The 18,829-nt window shown below is 41.1% G+C and carries 20 protein-coding genes; 8 read left to right on the top strand and 12 right to left on the bottom strand.

Translation table 11 applies throughout. The features are described from left to right. The first annotated feature begins 73 nt into the window (after nucleotides 1–73). The gene (locus VOI46_RS17455) at nucleotides 74–805 is read left to right on the top strand and encodes a MauE/DoxX family redox-associated membrane protein (RefSeq protein ID WP_138579141.1); all 732 of its coding nucleotides are present in this window, start codon (nucleotides 74–76) and stop codon (nucleotides 803–805) included. A 61-nt stretch (nucleotides 806–866) separates the two neighbouring features. Here the strand turns inward: VOI46_RS17455 and VOI46_RS17450 are convergent, their stop codons facing one another. The 5 genes from VOI46_RS17450 to VOI46_RS17430 form a co-directional block, all read right to left on the bottom strand. Beyond that, entirely contained in the window at nucleotides 867–1,145 is a 279-nt protein-coding gene (locus VOI46_RS17450) for a peptidylprolyl isomerase (RefSeq protein ID WP_004588770.1), read from the bottom strand. Nucleotides 1,146–1,232: 87 nt separating this feature from the next. Further along, complete coding sequence (locus VOI46_RS17445) at nucleotides 1,233–1,655, bottom strand: DCC1-like thiol-disulfide oxidoreductase family protein (protein WP_004588771.1); 423 nt, start codon at nucleotides 1,653–1,655, stop codon at nucleotides 1,233–1,235. An 18-nt stretch (nucleotides 1,656–1,673) separates the two neighbouring features. Continuing rightward, nucleotides 1,674–2,201: a response regulator gene (locus tag VOI46_RS17440; RefSeq protein ID WP_004588772.1), complete on the bottom strand. Its 528-nt coding sequence runs from the start codon at nucleotides 2,199–2,201 to the stop codon at nucleotides 1,674–1,676. Beyond that, entirely contained in the window at nucleotides 2,198–3,439 is a 1,242-nt protein-coding gene (locus tag VOI46_RS17435) for an ATP-binding protein (protein ID WP_282338006.1), read from the bottom strand. Before VOI46_RS17435 ends, VOI46_RS17440 begins: the two co-directional genes overlap by 4 nt. 44 nt (nucleotides 3,440–3,483) lie before the next feature. Further along, a complete protein-coding gene (locus VOI46_RS17430; RefSeq protein ID WP_004588774.1) occupies nucleotides 3,484–3,888 on the bottom strand; it encodes a nuclear transport factor 2 family protein in 405 nt (134 codons plus the stop codon). 367 nt (nucleotides 3,889–4,255) lie between these two features. Here VOI46_RS17430 and VOI46_RS17425 point away from each other — a divergent pair, with 367 nt between their 5' ends. Further along, a complete protein-coding gene (locus VOI46_RS17425) occupies nucleotides 4,256–5,335 on the top strand; it encodes a ketoacyl-ACP synthase III (protein ID WP_004588775.1) in 1,080 nt (359 codons plus the stop codon). Nucleotides 5,336–5,432: 97 nt separating this feature from the next. Continuing rightward, nucleotides 5,433–5,819 carry a VOC family protein gene (locus tag VOI46_RS17420; protein ID WP_004588776.1) on the top strand — a complete coding sequence of 129 codons (387 nt, stop codon included), beginning with the start codon at nucleotides 5,433–5,435 and terminating at the stop codon, nucleotides 5,817–5,819. 17 nt (nucleotides 5,820–5,836) lie between these two features. On the opposite strand, the gene VOI46_RS17415 is transcribed toward VOI46_RS17420, so the two are convergent. Beyond that, the gene (locus VOI46_RS17415; protein WP_004588777.1) at nucleotides 5,837–7,198 is read right to left on the bottom strand and encodes a leucyl aminopeptidase family protein; all 1,362 of its coding nucleotides are present in this window, start codon (nucleotides 7,196–7,198) and stop codon (nucleotides 5,837–5,839) included. Nucleotides 7,199–7,280: 82 nt separating this feature from the next. Further along, nucleotides 7,281–7,703, bottom strand: a complete 423-nt coding sequence (locus VOI46_RS17410) for a hypothetical protein (protein ID WP_004588778.1) — start codon at nucleotides 7,701–7,703, stop codon at nucleotides 7,281–7,283. Nucleotides 7,704–7,807: 104 nt separating this feature from the next. Between VOI46_RS17410 and VOI46_RS17405 the strand changes: the two genes are divergently transcribed. The 3 genes from VOI46_RS17405 (at nucleotide 7,808) to VOI46_RS17395 (ending at nucleotide 12,394) form a co-directional block, all read left to right on the top strand. Next, nucleotides 7,808–7,975, top strand: a complete 168-nt coding sequence (locus tag VOI46_RS17405) for an oxidoreductase-like domain-containing protein (protein ID WP_004588779.1) — start codon at nucleotides 7,808–7,810, stop codon at nucleotides 7,973–7,975. Nucleotides 7,976–8,300: 325 nt separating this feature from the next. Next, complete coding sequence (locus VOI46_RS17400; RefSeq protein ID WP_004588780.1) at nucleotides 8,301–10,880, top strand: TonB-dependent receptor; 2,580 nt, start codon at nucleotides 8,301–8,303, stop codon at nucleotides 10,878–10,880. Nucleotides 10,881–10,966: 86 nt separating this feature from the next. Then, the gene (locus VOI46_RS17395; RefSeq protein WP_282338004.1) at nucleotides 10,967–12,394 is read left to right on the top strand and encodes a tetratricopeptide repeat-containing sulfotransferase family protein; all 1,428 of its coding nucleotides are present in this window, start codon (nucleotides 10,967–10,969) and stop codon (nucleotides 12,392–12,394) included. A gap of 10 nt (nucleotides 12,395–12,404) precedes the next feature. Here the strand turns inward: VOI46_RS17395 and VOI46_RS17390 are convergent, their stop codons facing one another. Further along, nucleotides 12,405–13,307, bottom strand: a complete 903-nt coding sequence (locus VOI46_RS17390) for an alpha/beta fold hydrolase (RefSeq protein WP_039972393.1) — start codon at nucleotides 13,305–13,307, stop codon at nucleotides 12,405–12,407. A 128-nt stretch (nucleotides 13,308–13,435) separates the two neighbouring features. On the opposite strand from VOI46_RS17390, the gene rlmF reads away from it, so the two are divergent. Then, a complete protein-coding gene (gene rlmF / locus VOI46_RS17385) occupies nucleotides 13,436–14,368 on the top strand; it encodes a 23S rRNA (adenine(1618)-N(6))-methyltransferase RlmF (RefSeq protein ID WP_004588783.1) in 933 nt (310 codons plus the stop codon). 49 nt (nucleotides 14,369–14,417) lie between these two features. Next, complete coding sequence (gene ltaE / locus VOI46_RS17380) at nucleotides 14,418–15,422, top strand: low-specificity L-threonine aldolase (RefSeq protein WP_004588784.1); 1,005 nt, start codon at nucleotides 14,418–14,420, stop codon at nucleotides 15,420–15,422. Here ltaE and VOI46_RS17375 read toward each other — a convergent pair. The 4 genes from VOI46_RS17375 to VOI46_RS17360 all read right to left on the bottom strand — a co-directional run bounded on the left by VOI46_RS17375 (nucleotide 15,405) and on the right by VOI46_RS17360 (nucleotide 18,775). Further along, nucleotides 15,405–15,989 carry a thymidine kinase gene (locus VOI46_RS17375; RefSeq protein ID WP_004588785.1) on the bottom strand — a complete coding sequence of 195 codons (585 nt, stop codon included), beginning with the start codon at nucleotides 15,987–15,989 and terminating at the stop codon, nucleotides 15,405–15,407. The two genes, ltaE and VOI46_RS17375, sit on opposite strands and share 18 nt — an antisense overlap. Nucleotides 15,990–16,225: 236 nt before the next feature. Beyond that, nucleotides 16,226–16,885, bottom strand: coding sequence for a hypothetical protein (locus tag VOI46_RS17370; protein WP_004588786.1), 660 nt, complete (start codon nucleotides 16,883–16,885; stop codon nucleotides 16,226–16,228). A 67-nt stretch (nucleotides 16,886–16,952) separates the two neighbouring features. After that, nucleotides 16,953–17,423, bottom strand: a complete 471-nt coding sequence (locus VOI46_RS17365) for a methylated-DNA--[protein]-cysteine S-methyltransferase (RefSeq protein WP_004588787.1) — start codon at nucleotides 17,421–17,423, stop codon at nucleotides 16,953–16,955. Continuing rightward, nucleotides 17,420–18,775 (bottom strand): AlkA N-terminal domain-containing protein, encoded by a 1,356-nt coding sequence (locus VOI46_RS17360; protein ID WP_004588788.1) that lies wholly within the window; start codon nucleotides 18,773–18,775, stop codon nucleotides 17,420–17,422. Before VOI46_RS17360 ends, VOI46_RS17365 begins: the two co-directional genes overlap by 4 nt. Nucleotides 18,776–18,829 lie beyond the last annotated feature (54 nt).

The raw sequence follows: 18,829 nt of genomic DNA, 5'->3' as shown, positions 1-18,829 counted from the left end.
TCTTTCATACCGCCATTCACTCTCACTATTACTTAAGGGCTAACAAGTAACTAATTACGCATAAGGAGCAAGCATGGCTAAGTCAGCAACATTATATAGAATGGCAACCGATGAACATATATGTCCGTTTGGACTCAAATCAAAAGATTTACTTAAGCGAAAGGGCTATAAGGTAGATGATAAGCCGCTGACTTCGCGCGAAGAAACCGATGCATTTCAACAAAAGCACAATGTTGATACCACACCACAAACATTTATCGATAACGAACGCATTGGCGGGTATGACGACCTGCGCGCTTACTTTAATAAATCGGAGCCTGGCCAACAAGGTACTACTTATACGCCCGTAACGGCCATTTTTGCGGTTACCTTATTGCTTGCCTTTGCATTTAGCTACTCGACTGGCTTTGCACTTTTTTCTATACATACAGTTATGCTGTTTGTCGCGTTAACAATGGGCGTACTGGCTATTCAAAAATTACGCGACTTATACAGCTTTAGTAATTCTTTTATAACCTATGATTTATTTGCGATGAAAGTAGTGAGATATGCTTATGTGTATCCATTTTTAGAAGCATTTGTAAGTATTGGCATGATTGCAGGGCTTTCAGCTTATATTGTTGCACCAATTTCTTTATTTATTGGGGGTGTTGGTGCCGTGTCGGTGATTAAGGCTGTTTACATAGACAAACGAGAGCTTAAATGTGCCTGTGTTGGCGGAGATAGTAATGTACCGCTGGGGTTTGTCTCTCTGACCGAAAACCTGTTTATGATTGCTGCGGGTATCTGGATGTTTATTAAATAAAAAAACTGAATACTAAACAGGCTGCAGTGTGCAGCCTTTTTACTATTTGTCAGCGAGCTTATTAAGTACGATAAAGCACTTTAATTACATGCCAGCCAAATTTAGTTTTAACTAAATGTGGCTCTAAAATAGCGCCATTAAAGGCTATTTTGTCAAACTGTGGAACCATTTGCCCACGTCTAAACTCACCTAAGTCACCGCCTTTTTTACCCGATGGGCACGACGAGTATTTTTTAGCTAAGGTTTGAAACTTGGCACCTTTACCTAATTGCTTAATAATGTCTTCTGCTATTTCTTTGTGTTTAACCAATATGTGGAGTGCGTGCGCTGTACTTGCCATTTCAAAGCCCTGATAATTTAAAACGCGGCGATTTTAGCACAGCCACCTAAACCTAGCATCTACTTATAGCTAAGTTAACTTAGCCAATTATAAATAATGTTTTGCGTCCTCTGGGTTGGGTATTCTGCAATACAGATATTTGCCAAATAAGGTATACCGGTTTAAAGCAATTTTATCGTATAGCCAATTATTAAAGGTGCTGGGTAAAACACTAAATACAGTGGCTAGTTTATAGGGGTAACCTAGCTGCTTAACTACTTCAAAAAAAGCATGACTTTGCGTGTACGCTTTGCCGTTTTGTAGGTAAACCATTGAGGCGTATTGTGTGGTTGAAAAACCAAAATGAGTTAATAGCAGTGCACCTTTTGGGGATTGCACGCTGCACAGTTTAAAAATGGCAGTGGCATCATTACTAATTATAAAATTACACCACGCACTACATAATTTGCACTGTGCATCGAATAATATAATTTTTTGATTACGCATTAATGTAGCCGCATCATCACTCATTTTATACCCCTTAAGCGGTTACTGCTGAACCGGCTTTTTTTGTAACTTACGCTGCAATGTGCGCCTATGCATATTGAGTTGCCGCGCAGTGGCCGACACATTACCGTTATTACTATGTAGCACTTGCTGAATATACTCCCACTCTAAACGCTCTGGTGACATAACTGGTGTGGCAACATCACTAACATTTTGTGTATTTAAATCTGCGTTTAGGGCCTTTAATAGCGTGGCCATATCAACGGGTTTAGTAAGGTAGTCGTTAGCGCCTAAACGCATGGCCTCTACTGCGGTGGCTATGCTTGCAAACCCTGTTAATAATACAATATACGCCTGCGGTAATAAGCTGCGAAGTGGCTTAATTAAGCCAAGGCCGTTATCGTCACCTAGTTTCATATCGAGCAAAATAAAATCTGGTAAGTGTTTATGTGCACTGAGTAATGCATCACTTTGATTATGCGCAACTTCACAACTAAAGCCTTGTTTTGTTAAACGCCGAGCAAGTGTACTGGCAAGATTTATATCGTCTTCAATTATCAGTAATTTCATGTAAGTGGTTGCTCATTATTTGCTATGGCTAATTTTACTTTAGCCACTGCCCCGCCACCAGCGTGATTATACAAAGTTAACGAGCCGTTTAGTCGCTCAAACGTCACATTAGAAAGTAAAACCGCAAGCCCCATACCTTGGCTGCTAGGCATAAGTTGCCCGCCAAGCTCTGCTAATTGTGATTGGCTAAAACCGCTACCAAAATCACGAATTAGCAAATATATACTTTCACTGTGTTGATTATCTTGCTGCCAGCTTAGCTCTAACTGGGTTTGGTTATTTTTTTGATTAGCAATGCATGCATTTTGTAGCAAATTGAGAATAGCAGGCAATAGCATTGCATCACTTTTTAAGGTGACTGCTATTGGCTCACTTAACCAATTAATGTGCTGATCAGGGTATTGCAGTAATAATGTATCGGTGATCTGCGTTTGTAGCTGGTTTACTGTAATGTGCTCGGTGGTATTTTTATTACGAAGCTGAGCAGAGAGCTTTCTAAAGTCATTTAATTGCCTAGCACATTGCTTGAGCGGTGTTTGCATTTGCACCACGACAGGGTTATTTGGCTGATCTTCTAAAAGCTCTTCAAATAGTAATTGTAAGTTAGCGATAGGACTGGCTAGTTGATGGGTTATTTGCGCAGCTGCGCCATCTAGGGTTACCAGTTGCTCGTTGCGCAATTGCTGCTCGCGAGCTTTAGCTATTGTGCGCTCTCGCTCCTTTAATGCTCTACTCATAGCACCAATAACCAAAGCGATAACGCTTGCACTTAAAACAAAGTTAACCCACATGCCTATAAAATGCCCGCTCATATTCATTTGATGCATACTGTGATCGGGCATCCTAATGAGTAAAAAGCTATAAGCGGCAATTGCCAGTACGGCGATATAAGCGAGTCCTTTTTCACGAAGGGTGACCGCTGCAATCATGATAGGTAGTAATAATAGCGATACAAACGCATTGGTTGCGCCACCACTTAATGAGAGCAAAATAGTTAAAAACAGCACATCCGCAGTGAGCTGCATTAACATCCCTATAGGGCGCGCTTGGCTAACATTTCGATAGGCGAATACGCTTACTAATTGAAATATCGCCTCTATAGCTATTACCACTAATAAAGGGAGTAACGCTATTTGGTGTTCTAATAAAAAATACACGCTTAGTACAGCAATTAACTGCACAGCAATAGCACCACTTCGCAGCATTAAAAGGCGGCTAATGGTCGGGTCGGTTTGCATAAACAAGGTGTGATGTACCTATAAAATTTAATACGTTAAAAAAGTTAATCTTCATCCATTGATATAGTAAATAGCGCGCACGGGGTCCCTTGATGAAACACCATTTTCCATTGTTCATTACTTTTACGCCAAAGCGACATACGTAAGGAGTAATTAAACTCACTTCGGGCTGAGCGCCTATAAGCCGCTTGGTAACTAATTTGCGCGACATCATCGCTAAGCATTCGCCCTTTAAAGTGCTGATTATAAAACTGCGGAACAACCTCGGTAGGTAAACGTGTGAGTACGTGCTGCTTATCAAATACGGTGCCATTAGCTGCAATTTCAATAAACTCATCATCAAGTAAGGCATTTAATGCATGGCTTGATTGACGAACATCAGGGTCGAGCAACTGTCGTTCGGCCTCAATCAAGTGATTAAACAACGACACTTTTATTTTATTGCTCATGGGCTTCCTTATTATGTATACAATTGCCACGTGTTTGTGTGTTTATACGTTAAACGGGCAGTAATTAATAATATCGGCTTACTTTAATTCACTCAAGCTAACACTTTAACGCAGTGCCATAAACGCAAGCCACTTACGTTTAAGTAAAGCCGCAAAATCATGCACTATTCAATTATATGCTGTTTAACACATCGCTACGTATAGTTTTAATACTTGCTTACTCTTTAAACAAGCTTTACGTTAAATTGCCCACAATTACTATTATTTACGAGACAAAACAGGTTAATAACTTCTCTTAAAGGGCAATTTTTGATATAACTCACCCATTAGCAATACACGTCAGACCACCTTTTTAAGAGAACACACTATGGCCTACGCACATATTACTGGTTGGGGTAAATGCATTCCACCAGCAAGCATTAGCAACGATGAAATTAGCGAAATAGTTGATACCAACGATGAGTGGATCACCACACGTACTGGTATTAAATCTCGTAGGGTTAGCCATGTTAGCACCGCAGAACTTGCAACCGTTGCCGCAAAGCACGCCATCGATTGTGCAGGGATTGACGCAAAAGATATCGATTTAGTTATTTTAGCGACTTGTACCCCTTCTACTGTGGTGGCCAATACCGCCTCTTTAGTACAAAAAAACATTGGTGCGACCGGCGCTGCAGCTATGGATACCAATGCTGCGTGTTCTGGTTTTTTATATGCTCTTCAGGCAGCTACCGCTCAAATTCAGGCGGGTATGATTAAAAAAGCCGTGGTTATTGCTGCTGAGCGCATGACTTGGTATGTAAACTGGGCACGCCGTGACAGCGCTGTATTATTTGGTGATGGCGCAGGCGCAGTAGTACTAGAAGCCGCAGACACACCAGCAGGCCTACTTGGTACTAAAACCGGTTGCGACAGCGAAGACAGAGACATTTTGCATATCACCAACTTTGGTAGTGATTTAAATAAATATGAGCCAATTGGCCCATCGGACTTACTATTTGAAGGCCGTGAAATTTTCAAACGTGCCGTTAAAGGTATGAGCGAAGCGTGTGATGATGTATTAACGCAAGCCAACCTAAGCCTTGATGACATAAACGTATTAGTGCCACACCAAGCTAATTTACGTATTATTCAAGCAATTCAGCATCGTTTAAAAGTGCCTGATGAAAAAGTAATGGTAAACATTGCTGACTACGGTAATACCTCAGCCGCTACGATTGCTATTGCGTTATGTGAAGCCGTAGAGCAAGGCTTAATTAAGCCGCATTCAAATATTATGTCGGCAGCGTTTGGCGCAGGTTTAACGTGGGCAGCAAGCTATATAAAATGGGGCGAGCGTGTAACGCCGATTAAAGTAAGTGATGCAACTTTGCCACCGTGTGAGCAAACCGGCCTTGAGCTTGTAGCCCCCGCAGTTAAAGCCTGCAAAGACGCTGAGCCTAGCTAAACGTTTTTAAAGCAAATAAAAATTAAACGCACTTTTTAGTGCGTTTTTGTTTTTTAGAAGAACAAACTCATGGAGCTAACTACATGGAGCTAACTACATGGAACTATTAGGCATTCATCATGCTGCTATTATTTGCAGTGACTACGCCCGCTCTAAGCACTTTTATAGTAACGTACTTAAACTTAAAGTTATTAACGAGCATTTTAGGGCCGCGCGTAATTCGTATAAATTAGATTTAGCGATGCCTGATGGCAGCCAAATAGAGTTATTTTCGTTTGATGGAGCACCTGCAAGACCAAGCTACCCAGAAGCGCAAGGCTTAAGGCATTTAGCATTTAAAGTTAAAAACGTTGCCCAAGCAAAGCAGTATTTAGAGTCACAAAATATAACTGTGGAAGAGATAAGAGTGGATGAAATAACCGGCAAAAAATTCACCTTTTTTGCCGATCCAGATAACTTACCGCTTGAGTTATACGAGGTATAACCCTCGTATAACAAGGTTTATTTAAAGCGGCTTTGCAAGTAATTAAATACCGCACGAATACCTAACGCTTCGCCGCCGGTTGGGCGCCCAGGTAAAGCACGTAAATTCCACGCCATTACATCAAAATGTACCCAGGGTGTGGTTGGCTCTACAAACTCTTTTAAATAAAGCGCCGCGGTAATTGCACCACCAAATGGTGTGCTGGCACAGTTTGCCATATCGGCTACATCGCTCTTTAAAAAGCTTTTGTACTGATCAAATAAAGGCAATTGCCATACAGGGTCGCTTACATCCATACCGGCATCAATAATACCATTTGCTACATCGCGCTCTGTTGAGAAAAAGCCTGGTAACTCAGTACCTAAAGCAACACGACAAGCACCGGTAAGGGTCGCAAAGTCAATAATTAGCTCAGGGTTATCGTTTTGTGCCTCGCTAAGCGCATCGCACAATACTAAACGCCCTTCTGCATCGGTATTGTCTATTTCTACCATAATGCCTTTACGCGTTTTAATTACATCACCTGGGCGAAATGCATTTCGCGATACCGCGTTTTCAACCGCAGGCACTAAAACACGCAGTCTAATTGGTAAATTAGCCGCCATAATTAGCTGCGCTAAAGCAATAACGTGCGCTGCCCCGCCCATGTCTTTTTTCATGTTACGCATGCCCGAGCTTGGTTTTAAATCAAGCCCGCCAGAGTCAAAACATACCCCTTTACCGACTAAGGTAATAAGTGGTGCGTTTTCATCGCCCCATTTTAAATCAAGTAATCGAGGTTTGTTTTCGCTGGCGCGCCCGACCATGTGTATTGTTGGGTAATTTTGCTCAAGTAGCTCATCGCCAATCCACTGGGTAAATTCGCCGTTGTAATTATTGGCTAAATCTTCCATTACTTGCGATAAATGCTGCGGCATCATATCTACCGCAGGTGTGTTTACTAAATCACGCGCTAAATAAATGGCATCGGCTTGTTGTTTAATACGCTGATACAGCGCTTCATTGGCAATGGCTAATTGTGCTTTGGCCGTTGGTTTTTCTTTATATTCACTAAATTCATAGCCGCCTAACACAAAACCAAGCGCGACTTGCTCTATAAAGGCATCATCACCTTGAATTTGATACGTGCCCAGGGGTAATTTATTGGCAAGCTCGCCTGCGGCCCAAAAATCATTTTGGTTTTGTAATAAACAATAAACGTGGCTTAGCTCACCGGTTTGGGCGTCAGGCACAAGCGCTAAACCTTGCTTTTCAAAGCCGCTATTTGTTAACCATGTTTGGATAAAAGCCGGTTGTTGTGATTGCCAGTCAGTTAACTCGTTTTTAAGAATAAAAGATAAAGGAATACCAGAAGAAGTATGACGAAGTAATGCACTCATTGAAAAGCTCATATAATAAAAAATGGTAGCTCAAAGCATACCAATAAGACTGGCTAAAAGGTATAGCTAATTTTAGCCAGATTTATTCTTTATTTGGCTCTTTAGTGTGTTGTTTTAAATCCTCTTTAACTATTTCGGCGTCTAGCTCTTTAACTGGTTTATTAATGTTAAACGAGCTAGGCAATACATCTACACCTACCATTCTGCCTAGCTTTACAACCAATGGAATAGTAATAGGGGCAAACGGCAGTACGGCAAATACACCTAAGCCAAGCCCTTTTAAAATATCTACAAACTGCTCATTAGCACGCTTTAACTCTTCTTTGCTGGTTTGCCCTTGCGTGTAACGCCTATAAATGGTGAGCATTTCTATGGTTTCTTGCCTTTCTTGCGCAAGAGCAATTTTTAGCGCCACCATTGCACGACGAAAGCGAAGCTGTTGGCGCTTTTTACTAATTTTAACTACCCGCCAAGGCGCACGGTGAATAACTTTATATAATCGCATACTCTTTATTTTCACACATAAAGGGTTTTACACAAGAATAATTTACTTAATACGCCCTATACTTTACTCTTTTGCACCATAACAGTGCTCACAAGCTCATTTTTATGCAAAACAAACAAATAATAGTACTCCTCAAACCCCAAAAACCACAGCCTGATGAATGCTGCGGCGGAGGTAGCTGTAGCCCTTGCGTGTGGGACGAATACAGACAAAAATATCGTGACTGGCAAGCGCAAAACACACCACCCGCCTCACAAAAAGAAACAAGCTGATAACATCTACCCACCCACTTCGCGCATTAAATCTTCGAAAAAGCGTTAAAATCGCACTTTATTAGTTCAAATTAGTTACATACTGCACCATTATTGCAAATATATTTTATTTTGAATTTTTTGTTATTAAAGAGTTAATTATTAATTGCCCTGAAAGTTTTTTATGTATAGGCTGTACACAGGACTTCACATGAGGTGGGCTTTTAGCTTTAAGAAGTCGAGTAGGTTGACTCTTTATCCCCATGTGAACACGTCCAAAATTATAAATAAGTAATGTTAATTACTGCATTACGTACAAAATATATTCTAACTGGGGAAAATTAGAATGAAACTTAAAAGCAATGCGCTAAATCAAGCAATTAAATTTGCATTAGCAACAACAACCACCGCAGGTTTGTTTATTTCAGGTTCTGCTGTTGCAGCAGAAGAAAGTGAAACTAAAGTTAATAAAAACGTTGAAAAAATTGCCGTAGTGGGTACTCGCTCAGCGCCGCGCTCTATTGGTGATTCACCGGTTCCTATTGATATTATTGGCGGTGAAGAGCTAGAAAAGTCTGGTAACACAGACATGCTAGAGCTACTTAAAGGCTCTGTTCCTTCTTTTAATGTTCACCAAAACCCAATCAGTGATGCCGCATCACTAGTACGCCCAGCTAACTTACGTGGCTTACCTTCAGACAGCACATTAATCCTTTTAAACGGTAAACGCCGTCACCGTGCTTCTGTTATTGCATTTTTAGGTGGTGGTATTAACGATGGTGCACAAGGCGCTGATATTTCAGTTATTCCTAGCATTGCACTTAAGCAAGTAGAAGTACTACGTGATGGCGCAGCAGCACAATATGGTTCTGATGCAATCGCAGGTGTAATGAACTTCCAACTTAAAGATGCCTCTGAAGGCGGTAAATTTGAAGTACGCCATGGTCAATACTACGAAGGCGACGGTGATACAACACAGATATCGGGTAACGTAGGCTTACCATTTACAGACAACGGTTTTGCTAACTTAAGTTTTCAATATAAAACAGCAGATGCAACAAGTCGCTCAGAGCAACGCCCTGATGCAGCCGCACTTTCTGCTGCAGGTGTACCAGAAGTGTCTTCGCTTGCGCAAGTTTGGGGTGCTCCAGAGGTTGATGACGACATTTCAATTTTTGGTAACTTTGGTTTAGAACTAACAAACGACTCAGAATTTTATATGTTTGGTAACTACTCTGAGCGTGATGTACGTGGTGGTTTTTACTACCGTAACCCGCACACTCGCCCAGGTGTATACTCAAACGATGGCGGTGAAACACTGCTTGTTGCCGATTTAACAGAAGACATGAGCGGTAACTGTCCAACTATCGCAATTGATGACAACGTACTAGATAACCCAGACTACATTAGCGGTGTTGCTAATAATCCTGATTGTTTTGCATTTAACGAAACCATTCCTGGCGGTTTTACACCTAACTTTGGTGGCAACATTACCGATACCTCTTTAACTATTGGTACAAAGGGTATGTTTACGGGTGGTTTCCTTAAAGATGCATTTTACGATTTAAGTGGTACGGTGGGTTTAAACGAATCTCGCTACTTTATTTACGACACGGTTAATGCGTCATTAGGTGCAGACAGCCCACGTGATTTTAGCCCAGGTAAATATGAGCAACTAGAGAAAAACTTTAACTTTGACCTTTCTAAAGGCTTTGATTTTGACCTAGCGTACGATGTAAATATTGCCGGTGGTTTAGAATGGCACGAAGAAACATTTACTGTAATTTCAGGTGATGAAGCATCATTCACTGCAGGTCCTTTAACTGAGCAAGGTTTTGGTATTGGCTCTAATGGTTTCCCTGGTTTCAAACCTTCTGATGCAGGCGAATATACACGCCGTAACTACGCAGCTTATGTAGATATTGAAGCACCATTTACAGAAGAATTCTTAATGGGCCTTGCGGTACGTTTTGAAGATTACGACAGCTTTGGTACAACAACAAACTACAAAGTAATGGCGCAGTACCACGTAACTGAAGATCTAAATATTCGTGGCTCAGTAAGCACAGGTTTCCGTGCTCCAACAGTTGGCCAAGCGAACGTAAGTAACGTACAAACAAACTTAAGTGACGGTGTATTACAAGATTCAGCACTTTTACCACCAACAAACCCAATTGCAGTGCAATTAGGTGGTACAGAGCTTGAGCCAGAAGAATCGCAAAGCTACACACTAGGTGCGGTTTACACTATTGGCGATTTATTTGTAACACTTGATTACTACAACATTGAAGTTGATGACCGTATCAGCCAATCTGAAAAAATTGTACTTAGCCAAGATGATAAAGACACGTTAGAAGCAGCAGGCGTACCAAATGCGCAAAGCTATGCACAAGTAAGCTTTTTCACAAATGACTTTGATACAACAACGCAAGGTATTGACTTAGTAGCAAACTACACAGCTGACATGCTAGGCGGAAGCTCTACATTTAGCCTTGCTTACAACTGGAATGAAACTGAGGTAACTAAGTTCAGCGACATTACCGGTGAATTTAAAGTTAAGCGTTTAGAAGAAGATTTACCTAACCACCGTGCAACGCTTACTTGGGCACAGCAGTGGGAATCTTTTTCAATGTTTACCCGTGCTAATTACTACGGCGAATACCAAGGTGTTCACGTAGATTACGATGCAACAGCAAAAACAGCTGATGCAGCCGTGACCATTGACGCTGAAATAACGTACTTCTTAAATGAGTCTATTAGCTTCTCGGTAGGTGCACAAAACATCTTTGACCAAGACGCTGAAAAACTTGATTTTGAAGACCGTACGGGTATCCCTAACAATAACTGGGGCGGCCAATACTACGAAACGTCTCCATACGGTATTAACGGTGGCTTCTACTACGCGAAAGCAACCTATACTTTCTAATATTTTTTCATGATAAACCAAGGCGAAATGTTAAGACATTTCGCCTTTTTTATTTTATATTAATTAAAAAACAATAATGCCTCATCATGCTAATTAAAAAAGCCAATCAATTACTACAAGAAAATAAACTCAAAGAAGCCGAGTTTCATTTTAAAGCAATTTTAAATAGTAACCCGCAAAGCGGCGAAGCATTATTTGGTTTAGGCAGGATAGCACTTAGGTTAGAGCGCTTTGATGCGGCGGTATACTTATTACAAAAAGCATGCGAACGTTTACCCCATATGCTTGAGCCACTGCACGCCCTTGCCGATGCATTTAACGGTGTTAATTCCCCTAATGATGCGCTTAAAGTACTCGAATATGCTAAAAGCCTCGCAAGCCATAACCCAGAGCCTCATTATTATTTAGCTCAGCATTATTTAAGCTACGGCGAATTAGACAAAGCACACACCACATTTGCGCATGCACTAAGCATGGGGCTATACCCCGTAACTGCCTATATTTTATTTGAACTAGTACAATTAGGCCGTTTCAATAAAGAACATAATTATGTGAGCAACCTGCACCACTTTTTAACGCAAACGAATAACGTGCGTTTAAAAATGGTGTGTTACTACGCGTTGGGTAAAAGCTACGACAAACTAGAAGATACAGAGCAAGCATTTAACTACTATGTGCTTGCCAACAAACTTCAAAAAAAGCTTACTCACTTTAAAACCAGTGACTTAGTGCCTTTTTATGAAACAATCATAACGCATAATACACAACAGCTAATTGCATCTGCCGATCAGACTTTTACCGGCACTATTACGCCCGTGTTTATTATTGGTATGCCCCGCAGCGGCTCAACCTTACTTGAGCAAATGATGGCCAGCCACTCACAGTTTGCCACATTAGGTGAAAACACCAGTATTGCTAACCAAGTGGTGGCATTTATAGAGCAGCAAACGCAAACCCCTTACCCGCAATGCTTAAGCGCACTTAGTAACGATTTAATCGCAAAAGCTCGCAATATTTATATTGAAGAGTTAAAAAAAGCACAGCCTATACGCCCTTTCATTATTAATAAGCTACCGAGTAACTATCAGTCTATTGGCTTAATTTACTTGCTGTTCCCTAATGCTAAATTTATTAATTTAAGTAGGGATTTTAACGCCACTGCTTTTTCGGTGTTCAGTAACTATTTTGCCGAAAATGAGCCGTACTTTTGTGATTTAAAAGAATTTAAACTTTACCATGCGTTGTATGCAAAATTAATGGATCATTGGCGCAGCCTGCCCTCATTACCGCTATACGATATTCATTATGAGCAAATAGTTGCCGAGCCTGAGTCAAAGCTAAGTGCTTTATTTTCGTTTTTAGGGTGTAAGTATCAACCGCAATGCTTAGCATTTTATAAGCGTAAGGCTGCTGTTAGCACATTAAGCAAACAAGCCATTAGGCAGCCAATTAATACACAGGCACTCGCGCATTGGGAGCGCTATAAAACACCGCTTTTAAAACAATTTGAATGAGCCTAATTGCCTAACTGTGCTCGTTAAACCAGCTTACAACATCTTTAAATTGCTCACCCCGTGCCCGCGGGTGAGTAAGCATATTAATATGATCATAATCCACACTATGACCATGGCGCTTGCCATAAATTTTAAGGGTTTGTTTTCCAGGTCCGGACTCTGCCATAAACTTTTTAATATCAACAGGCTGCGCAAGAGCCTTATCGTTTACAGCGCCAATATGTAGTGTAGGAGGCACCTGCACTTTAGCTAATGCTTTTGCATAGTCAAAACCATCATCGCTATCTATCCATGGCCTTTTTTTAGCCCACTGCATGCTTTGATAATGCGACTTTTGCGATTCGTTATCGCTGCCCCACTTATAGCCTTTAGCGTTTAAGTACCCCTGTTTTTTAGCCAATATGGGCGCCATAAAATACCAAATTACATTTGCTTGTAGTAACTTTTTAGGGTGATTGTTAAACAAAGAGCGTTTAGAGCCAAAATAAGCACACGCTTTAACCTCTTTTAAATACTCAGGAAATCGTGCAAAAACACTATTCATTAAAACGCCTCCCCAAGAGTGAGCAACCCAATAGTCTGGCCTTTTACCCTCAAATTGTTCAATGTAATTAATAAAGGCGGGGATATCTTCTACTATTGCCTCTGTTTGACCATATTTAGCCTGCGGCGAAATAAGCGGCTTGCTCTCTCCACGCCCGCGCAGGTCTGCTACATAACAGCAGTAGCCTTGCTCAGCCAAATAAGGAGCTAGCCCCTTATTGCTATGAGTATAAAAAATTTTGCCGTTTTCTACTGCGCCGTGCATAAAAAACACCACGGGGCCCGCTTGCTTGTCGTTTGCTATACGGCGTAAATGTAGCGTTTGCTGATTGCCTAGTTGAACAAAATGTGAGTGCTGTGTAATTGCCACAAATTTTCCTTTATTATTTTTAGCCACTCATCCTACCAGTACCACTGTTAATTCTAAAGTAAATGGTTGCACTTTTTAGTGGGGCATTTGATACAATTGCGCCATTATTTAATTGCTAAATTAATGCTATGAAATCAAAACAAGTCTCTAACAAGCTCCACCCACGCAACCAACATTTACATGGCTACGATTTAGACATGCTATGCGATAAACATGATGCGTTAACCCCTTTCATCATCGTCACCCCTGCGGGGAGTAAAAGCATTGATTTTACCAATAACACAGCAGTAAAAACGCTTAATCAAGCGCTTTTAAAAGCGCATTATAAAATAGATTTTTGGGATATTCCTGAGCATAATCTTTGCCCTCCTATTCCTGGTCGCGTTGATTACATTCATTACTTGGCAGACTTATTAAGCGACGACAACCAACAAAATATTCCAACTGGCAGGCAAATTAAGGTGCTCGATATTGGCACAGGGGCCAATTTGGTCTACCCGTTAACGGGTAATCATGAATACAACTGGCACTTTACTGGTAGCGACATCGATGCAAATTCTATAAAAATAGCGAAACAAATCGCCCAATTTAATGGTTTAAAAATAACCCTTAAACACCAAAAAAACGCATCATCTATTTTTGAAAACATTATAAATCAAAAAGATTTATTTCATTTAACCCTGTGTAACCCCCCGTTTCACGCAAGCGCAGAAGACGCCAATAAAGGGTCGCAGCGCAAATGGAAAAACTTAGGGAAATCGCCTAAAAACACCCTCAATTTTGGCGGGCAAAATAATGAGCTATGGTGCGAAGGCGGCGAAGCACAGTTTATTAGCAATATGATTGCTCAAAGTGAGCAATTTGCAGAGCAAGTAATATGGTTTACCTCCTTGGTTTCAAAAAAAGAAACGCTTAAAGTGTTAGAAAATAAATTAAGCTCCCTCCCTATTGCCGAATATAAAATTATAGACATGGCACAAGGACAAAAAGTAAGTCGCTTTATTGCCTGGAGTTATTTTGATAAAGCCACGCGTGAACAAATTTTTGAAGAGCTTGTTTAAACCCATAAAAACAATAAAGCCTGTAGTACTTAATAAAGGAATAACAACCATGATAGATTTTCGCTCAGACACGGTTACTAAACCTTCAAAAGCCATGCGCGATGTAATGTATAGCGCGCCAGTAGGCGATGATGTGTACGGGGATGATCCTAGCGTAAACCAGCTAGAAGCCTATGCAAGTGAGCGTTTTAGCTTTGAAGCCGCACTTTATTGTAGCTCTGGCACGCAAGCTAATTTACTTGCGCTTATGGCTCATTGCGAACGCGGAGATGAATATATTTGCGGGCAAAATGCCCATAACTATAAATTTGAAGGCGGTGGCGCTGCAGTATTAGGCTCGATTCAACCACAACCGATTGAGAATGAACCCGATGGCAGCCTCTGCTTTGATAAAATTGCCGCAGCAATAAAACCAGACGATAGCCATTTTGCCAACACCCGCTTACTTAGCCTTGAAAACACCATAGGCGGAAAAGTACTCCCCCTTAGCTACTTAGCCAAAGCACGTCATTTTGTAAATGAGCACTCGTTAGCTCTGCACTTAGATGGCGCACGTGCGTTTAATGCAGCGGTTGAATTAAACGTTGATATTACAGATATTACCCAGCATTTTGACTCTGTTTCAATTTGCTTATCAAAAGGGCTAGGTGCTCCCGTTGGCTCGCTATTACTGGGCACAAAGGCGCTTATCACAAAAGCACGGCGCTGGAGAAAAGTACTCGGTGGTGGCATGCGCCAAGCCGGAATGCTGGCAGCCGCGGGGCAATACGCACTTGAAAATAACGTCTCTCGCTTAAAAGACGATCACGCTAATGCGCGTTATTTAGCAAGTAAGCTTAACGAACTCAATGGGTTTAGCGTTGATATGAGTAACACCACCAACATGGTGTATGCGCGCTATTCAAGTGAGTTAAATATAGCGCATATTAGCGAGCAATTAGCACAACAAGGCATATTAATTAGCCCAAGCAAACAGCTTAGGCTAGTCACTCATCTTGATATAAACAAAGATGATATAGATACTTTTATACGAGCCTTAGCGGCCCATATTTAACTCAGCCTTATAATGCTTGCGGCACACCGACACATAACGGTCGTTGCCGCCAATTTCTACTTGGTTACCATCGGCAATAGCATTGCCGTTTTCATCTGTACGCAACACATGATTGGCTTTACGGCCGCAATGACACACTGTTTTAAGCTCAACCAGTTTATCGGCCCATGCTAGCAAGTACTGAGAGCCAATAAATAACTCACCTCTAAAGTCGCTTCGCAGGCCATAACACAATACCGGAATACCAAGTTCATCAACTACATCAGTCAGCTGCATAACTTGCTCTTTAGATAAAAACTGGCATTCGTCAACCAATACACAGTGACGCTTTTTTTCGTTTTGCAGATTTTGGATCAGCTCAAAAACATTTTTTGACGCATCAAATATATGCGCATCAGCTTGCAGCCCGATACGAGACGATACTTTTCCTACACCTGAGCGGTTATCAATTGCAGCCGTTAAAATAACTGGCTCCATACCGCGCTCACGATAGTTAAACGCAGATTGTAATAAGGTGGTTGATTTACCCGCATTCATCGCAGAGTAGTAAAAGTATAATTGAGCCATTGCCGTGCCTTAAGATAAAAAGTGCGCTTATGCTACCTTAATATGCGATTAATACCAATTTCATATCGCTATTTTAGTTAATAAGCGCTTTGATTTTCTTATTACTCAACAGCTTGCAAATATTTTATATAAATTTGTGCACTGTCAAAGCGCGCTAACCATTGCCATATCTCTTTACTAAGCTGGCTATTTTGCTGGTAAAACTGCTTTGAAAAAATTAAATAACCGTCGGTTGTTTAATAAGGTGGGTAAAGGGGTTTTACATCGCTCCCTTTATGTTGATAGCTCGACACTTTTAAGTCATCTACTTGGCATAAATCAACACTTGCCTGTACCACTCCTTTATCAAGTAATTCAAATGCTTTGTCTTTTGAAAAAGTATTATGAATATAAAAAGGCTCTTCTTTTAGCGCGCTGTTTAAGCCATAGCCATTAGGAATGGCGATAGTGAACGCTTTATTTTGAAATACTTCACGTGTTTGCCATTGTTTATGAAAACGAGCCCGCCCTATTAAGCAGCTACTAAAACGACTCACTGCAAATTTTTCTAGCAACACCCCTTTTTCGTTTGTAGGGTACACAGCAAAACGTTCACGCCCATCACGATAGCTGGCAATAACGGCATTAACACGGTTAAGTTCTAAATCGTTTAGGCATCTGCGCCATGGTTTTCTAACAAAAGAAATAGCCACATTGGGTATGTCGGCATCCAGTTGCTTTAAAATTTCAATTGAGGCGCCAGGGTTATCTATAGGTACCTCTTGCCCAATGCCCAAAAACATAGGTGCAACGTCTTTATCTTCGTAGCAAAATATAAGTGTTTGAGGGTTAGCAAACACTGCTGAAGAAAACATCAAACCAAATATAAATAAATAATTTAAGCTGCTGATACTCATAATAATTTTTATTAGTAAATAATGTAAATTGTAGCTTGTGATAACAAAGCTGCCAGTGCTGTAACTGTTAAATTATCCCTTCATGCTTTAGTAACCAACTTTTTCTCTCAAGGCCACCAGCGTACCCAGTAAGCTTTGAGTTTGCACCAATAATTCGATGGCATGGCACAATAATACTAATGGGGTTTTTGCCATTTGCAGCCCCGACTGCTCTTACCGCCTTAGGGTTATTTAATTGTTTAGCTATATCGCCGTAGGTCATGGTTTTGCCAAAAGGGACGCTGAGCAACGCTTGCCACACACCATTTTGAAAAGGCGTACCTTGCGTATCTAATGGCACATTAAAGGTTTTGCGCTGACCATTAAAGTATTCGTTTAATTGCTTTACGCAGATTAAAACCGCTTCATTTGTTACTTGCTCAACGGGTGTATGGGTGTAGTGTGTTTTTGGGTAAAAACCAACATAGCTCAACCCGTTTTCAGTCGCTTGAATAATAACATCGTCAATCGGGCTCGAAATTGCGGTCTGTATAATCATGAAAGTTGCTGCCATAGTTGAAACGTTAAGTACGAGCGAAATGGAGCGCTCAGCTCTGGGTTAAATTGCTTAGCATTGATCAGCGCCTTTTTTACCCCGAGATCGCCGGCTAATAGTATATCTGGGTTACTTTGCCCGCGCAGTTTAGCATAGTTAACAGTCCACGGGCCTATGCCTTTTATATCGAGCCAATTATCCAAAACCCTGTTATCGGGGTTATCAGCGCAGTACTTAGATAAATTTTTTAATGCATTTTTGCGCGATTGCGGCATTTTAAAAAATTCAAAGTCGCATGTCGCTAATTCCTCAGGCTGTGGAAAATACACTTTATCTGCGTGTTTGTCGCCTCGTTCTGCGACCAGCTTTGTTACTAAAGTGTGCGCTGCTCCCACGCTAACTTGTTGGCCCAATACAGCGCGGATCCCCGCTTCAAAGCTTGACCATATCCCAGGTAAGCGTAGCCCTTCACTTAATGTAAATGCCCCATTAATACTGTTTTTTAAGTGGCTTTCAATAGGGTTTATGTCGGCATCTACATCAAGTACACGGCGTATATTGTTAATGACTTTTTGTAAGTGCTCGGTATTATTTATTACTATTTCAACATTAAAATGGTTATGTTGCGCCTTAAAGTGCGCATTAAAATAACCTACCGCCCCTTTTAGCTTAAATGTTCGCCCGTAACTGGTTGGAGTTATCCACTCCATAGGCTCTATTAACCGCTTTGACAAAAAGCTGTGCAAAGCCTGCCAATTGTAAGGAGGTCTAAAAGGGAGAGTTAATACAATCACAGGGCTTGCCTCTTTTTTTGATTTTCTGAGCTTTGATGGCGCTATATTTAATTGTTGTAAAAAAGCATCGTTAAAACGTCGCACACTTTTAAACCCAGCGGCAAATGCAATATCGGTTATAGGTAATGTGGTCTCTTGAATGAGCTTTTTAGCAAACTGACATTGGTTAAATAACCGATACTGAGTAACAGACACACCAAAGTGCTGATTAAATATGCGTCGCAAATATCGACTGGTAATACCCAAACGAGTAGCTAGTATTTCGCAATTACAGCTATCACCTAAATCAATTAACTGCTTAGCTCTGAGCGCGGTTGTTTTTACCCCCTGCCAAGCAGCGCTGCCCGGAGCGCTATCGGGCCTGCAGCGTATGCACGGTCTAAAGCCTGCTTGCGCTGCGTTGTGCGCATATTGATAATACACCACATTTTTTTCTTGAGCGGTGGGCGCGGGGCAAATTGGCCGACAATAAATACCGGTGCTTTTTACCGCAACGTAAAATAAGCCATCAAATCGTGCATCGCGGCTTTGCCGTGCTTTTTGCCAATACTGATTATTCATGTAGGGTCTTAATCAATAAAACGTACCTCAGCATAACAATTTTTAAAGCAGATA

Origin of the sequence: Pseudoalteromonas sp. CuT4-3 (genome assembly GCF_035666335.1) — a bacterium.
GTDB classification, from domain to species: Bacteria; Pseudomonadota; Gammaproteobacteria; order Enterobacterales; family Alteromonadaceae; genus Pseudoalteromonas; species Pseudoalteromonas atlantica.
Note: the sequence above shows the minus strand (reverse complement) of the source record. Positions and strands in the feature narration are given on the sequence as shown.

What these genes read in the sequence shown, in the direction of transcription:
- VOI46_RS17455 (WP_138579141.1), top strand. Translation starts at nt 74, where the DNA reads ATGGCTAAGTCAGCAACATTATATAGAATGGCAACCGATGAACATATA.
- VOI46_RS17450 (WP_004588770.1), bottom strand. Translation starts at nt 1,145, where the DNA reads ATGGCAAGTACAGCGCACGCACTCCACATATTGGTTAAACACAAAGAA.
- VOI46_RS17445 (WP_004588771.1), bottom strand. Translation starts at nt 1,655, where the DNA reads ATGAGTGATGATGCGGCTACATTAATGCGTAATCAAAAAATTATATTA.
- VOI46_RS17440 (WP_004588772.1), bottom strand. Translation starts at nt 2,201, where the DNA reads ATGAAATTACTGATAATTGAAGACGATATAAATCTTGCCAGTACACTT.
- VOI46_RS17435 (WP_282338006.1), bottom strand. Translation starts at nt 3,439, where the DNA reads ATGCAAACCGACCCGACCATTAGCCGCCTTTTAATGCTGCGAAGTGGT.
- VOI46_RS17430 (WP_004588774.1), bottom strand. Translation starts at nt 3,888, where the DNA reads ATGAGCAATAAAATAAAAGTGTCGTTGTTTAATCACTTGATTGAGGCC.
- VOI46_RS17425 (WP_004588775.1), top strand. Translation starts at nt 4,256, where the DNA reads ATGGCCTACGCACATATTACTGGTTGGGGTAAATGCATTCCACCAGCA.
- VOI46_RS17420 (WP_004588776.1), top strand. Translation starts at nt 5,433, where the DNA reads ATGGAACTATTAGGCATTCATCATGCTGCTATTATTTGCAGTGACTAC.
- VOI46_RS17415 (WP_004588777.1), bottom strand. Translation starts at nt 7,198, where the DNA reads ATGAGTGCATTACTTCGTCATACTTCTTCTGGTATTCCTTTATCTTTT.
- VOI46_RS17410 (WP_004588778.1), bottom strand. Translation starts at nt 7,703, where the DNA reads ATGCGATTATATAAAGTTATTCACCGTGCGCCTTGGCGGGTAGTTAAA.
- VOI46_RS17405 (WP_004588779.1), top strand. Translation starts at nt 7,808, where the DNA reads ATGCAAAACAAACAAATAATAGTACTCCTCAAACCCCAAAAACCACAG.
- VOI46_RS17400 (WP_004588780.1), top strand. Translation starts at nt 8,301, where the DNA reads ATGAAACTTAAAAGCAATGCGCTAAATCAAGCAATTAAATTTGCATTA.
- VOI46_RS17395 (WP_282338004.1), top strand. Translation starts at nt 10,967, where the DNA reads ATGCTAATTAAAAAAGCCAATCAATTACTACAAGAAAATAAACTCAAA.
- rlmF (WP_004588783.1), top strand. Translation starts at nt 13,436, where the DNA reads ATGAAATCAAAACAAGTCTCTAACAAGCTCCACCCACGCAACCAACAT.
- ltaE (WP_004588784.1), top strand. Translation starts at nt 14,418, where the DNA reads ATGATAGATTTTCGCTCAGACACGGTTACTAAACCTTCAAAAGCCATG.
- VOI46_RS17375 (WP_004588785.1), bottom strand. Translation starts at nt 15,989, where the DNA reads ATGGCTCAATTATACTTTTACTACTCTGCGATGAATGCGGGTAAATCA.
- VOI46_RS17370 (WP_004588786.1), bottom strand. Translation starts at nt 16,885, where the DNA reads ATGAGTATCAGCAGCTTAAATTATTTATTTATATTTGGTTTGATGTTT.
- VOI46_RS17365 (WP_004588787.1), bottom strand. Translation starts at nt 17,423, where the DNA reads ATGATTATACAGACCGCAATTTCGAGCCCGATTGACGATGTTATTATT.
- VOI46_RS17360 (WP_004588788.1), bottom strand. Translation starts at nt 18,775, where the DNA reads ATGAATAATCAGTATTGGCAAAAAGCACGGCAAAGCCGCGATGCACGA.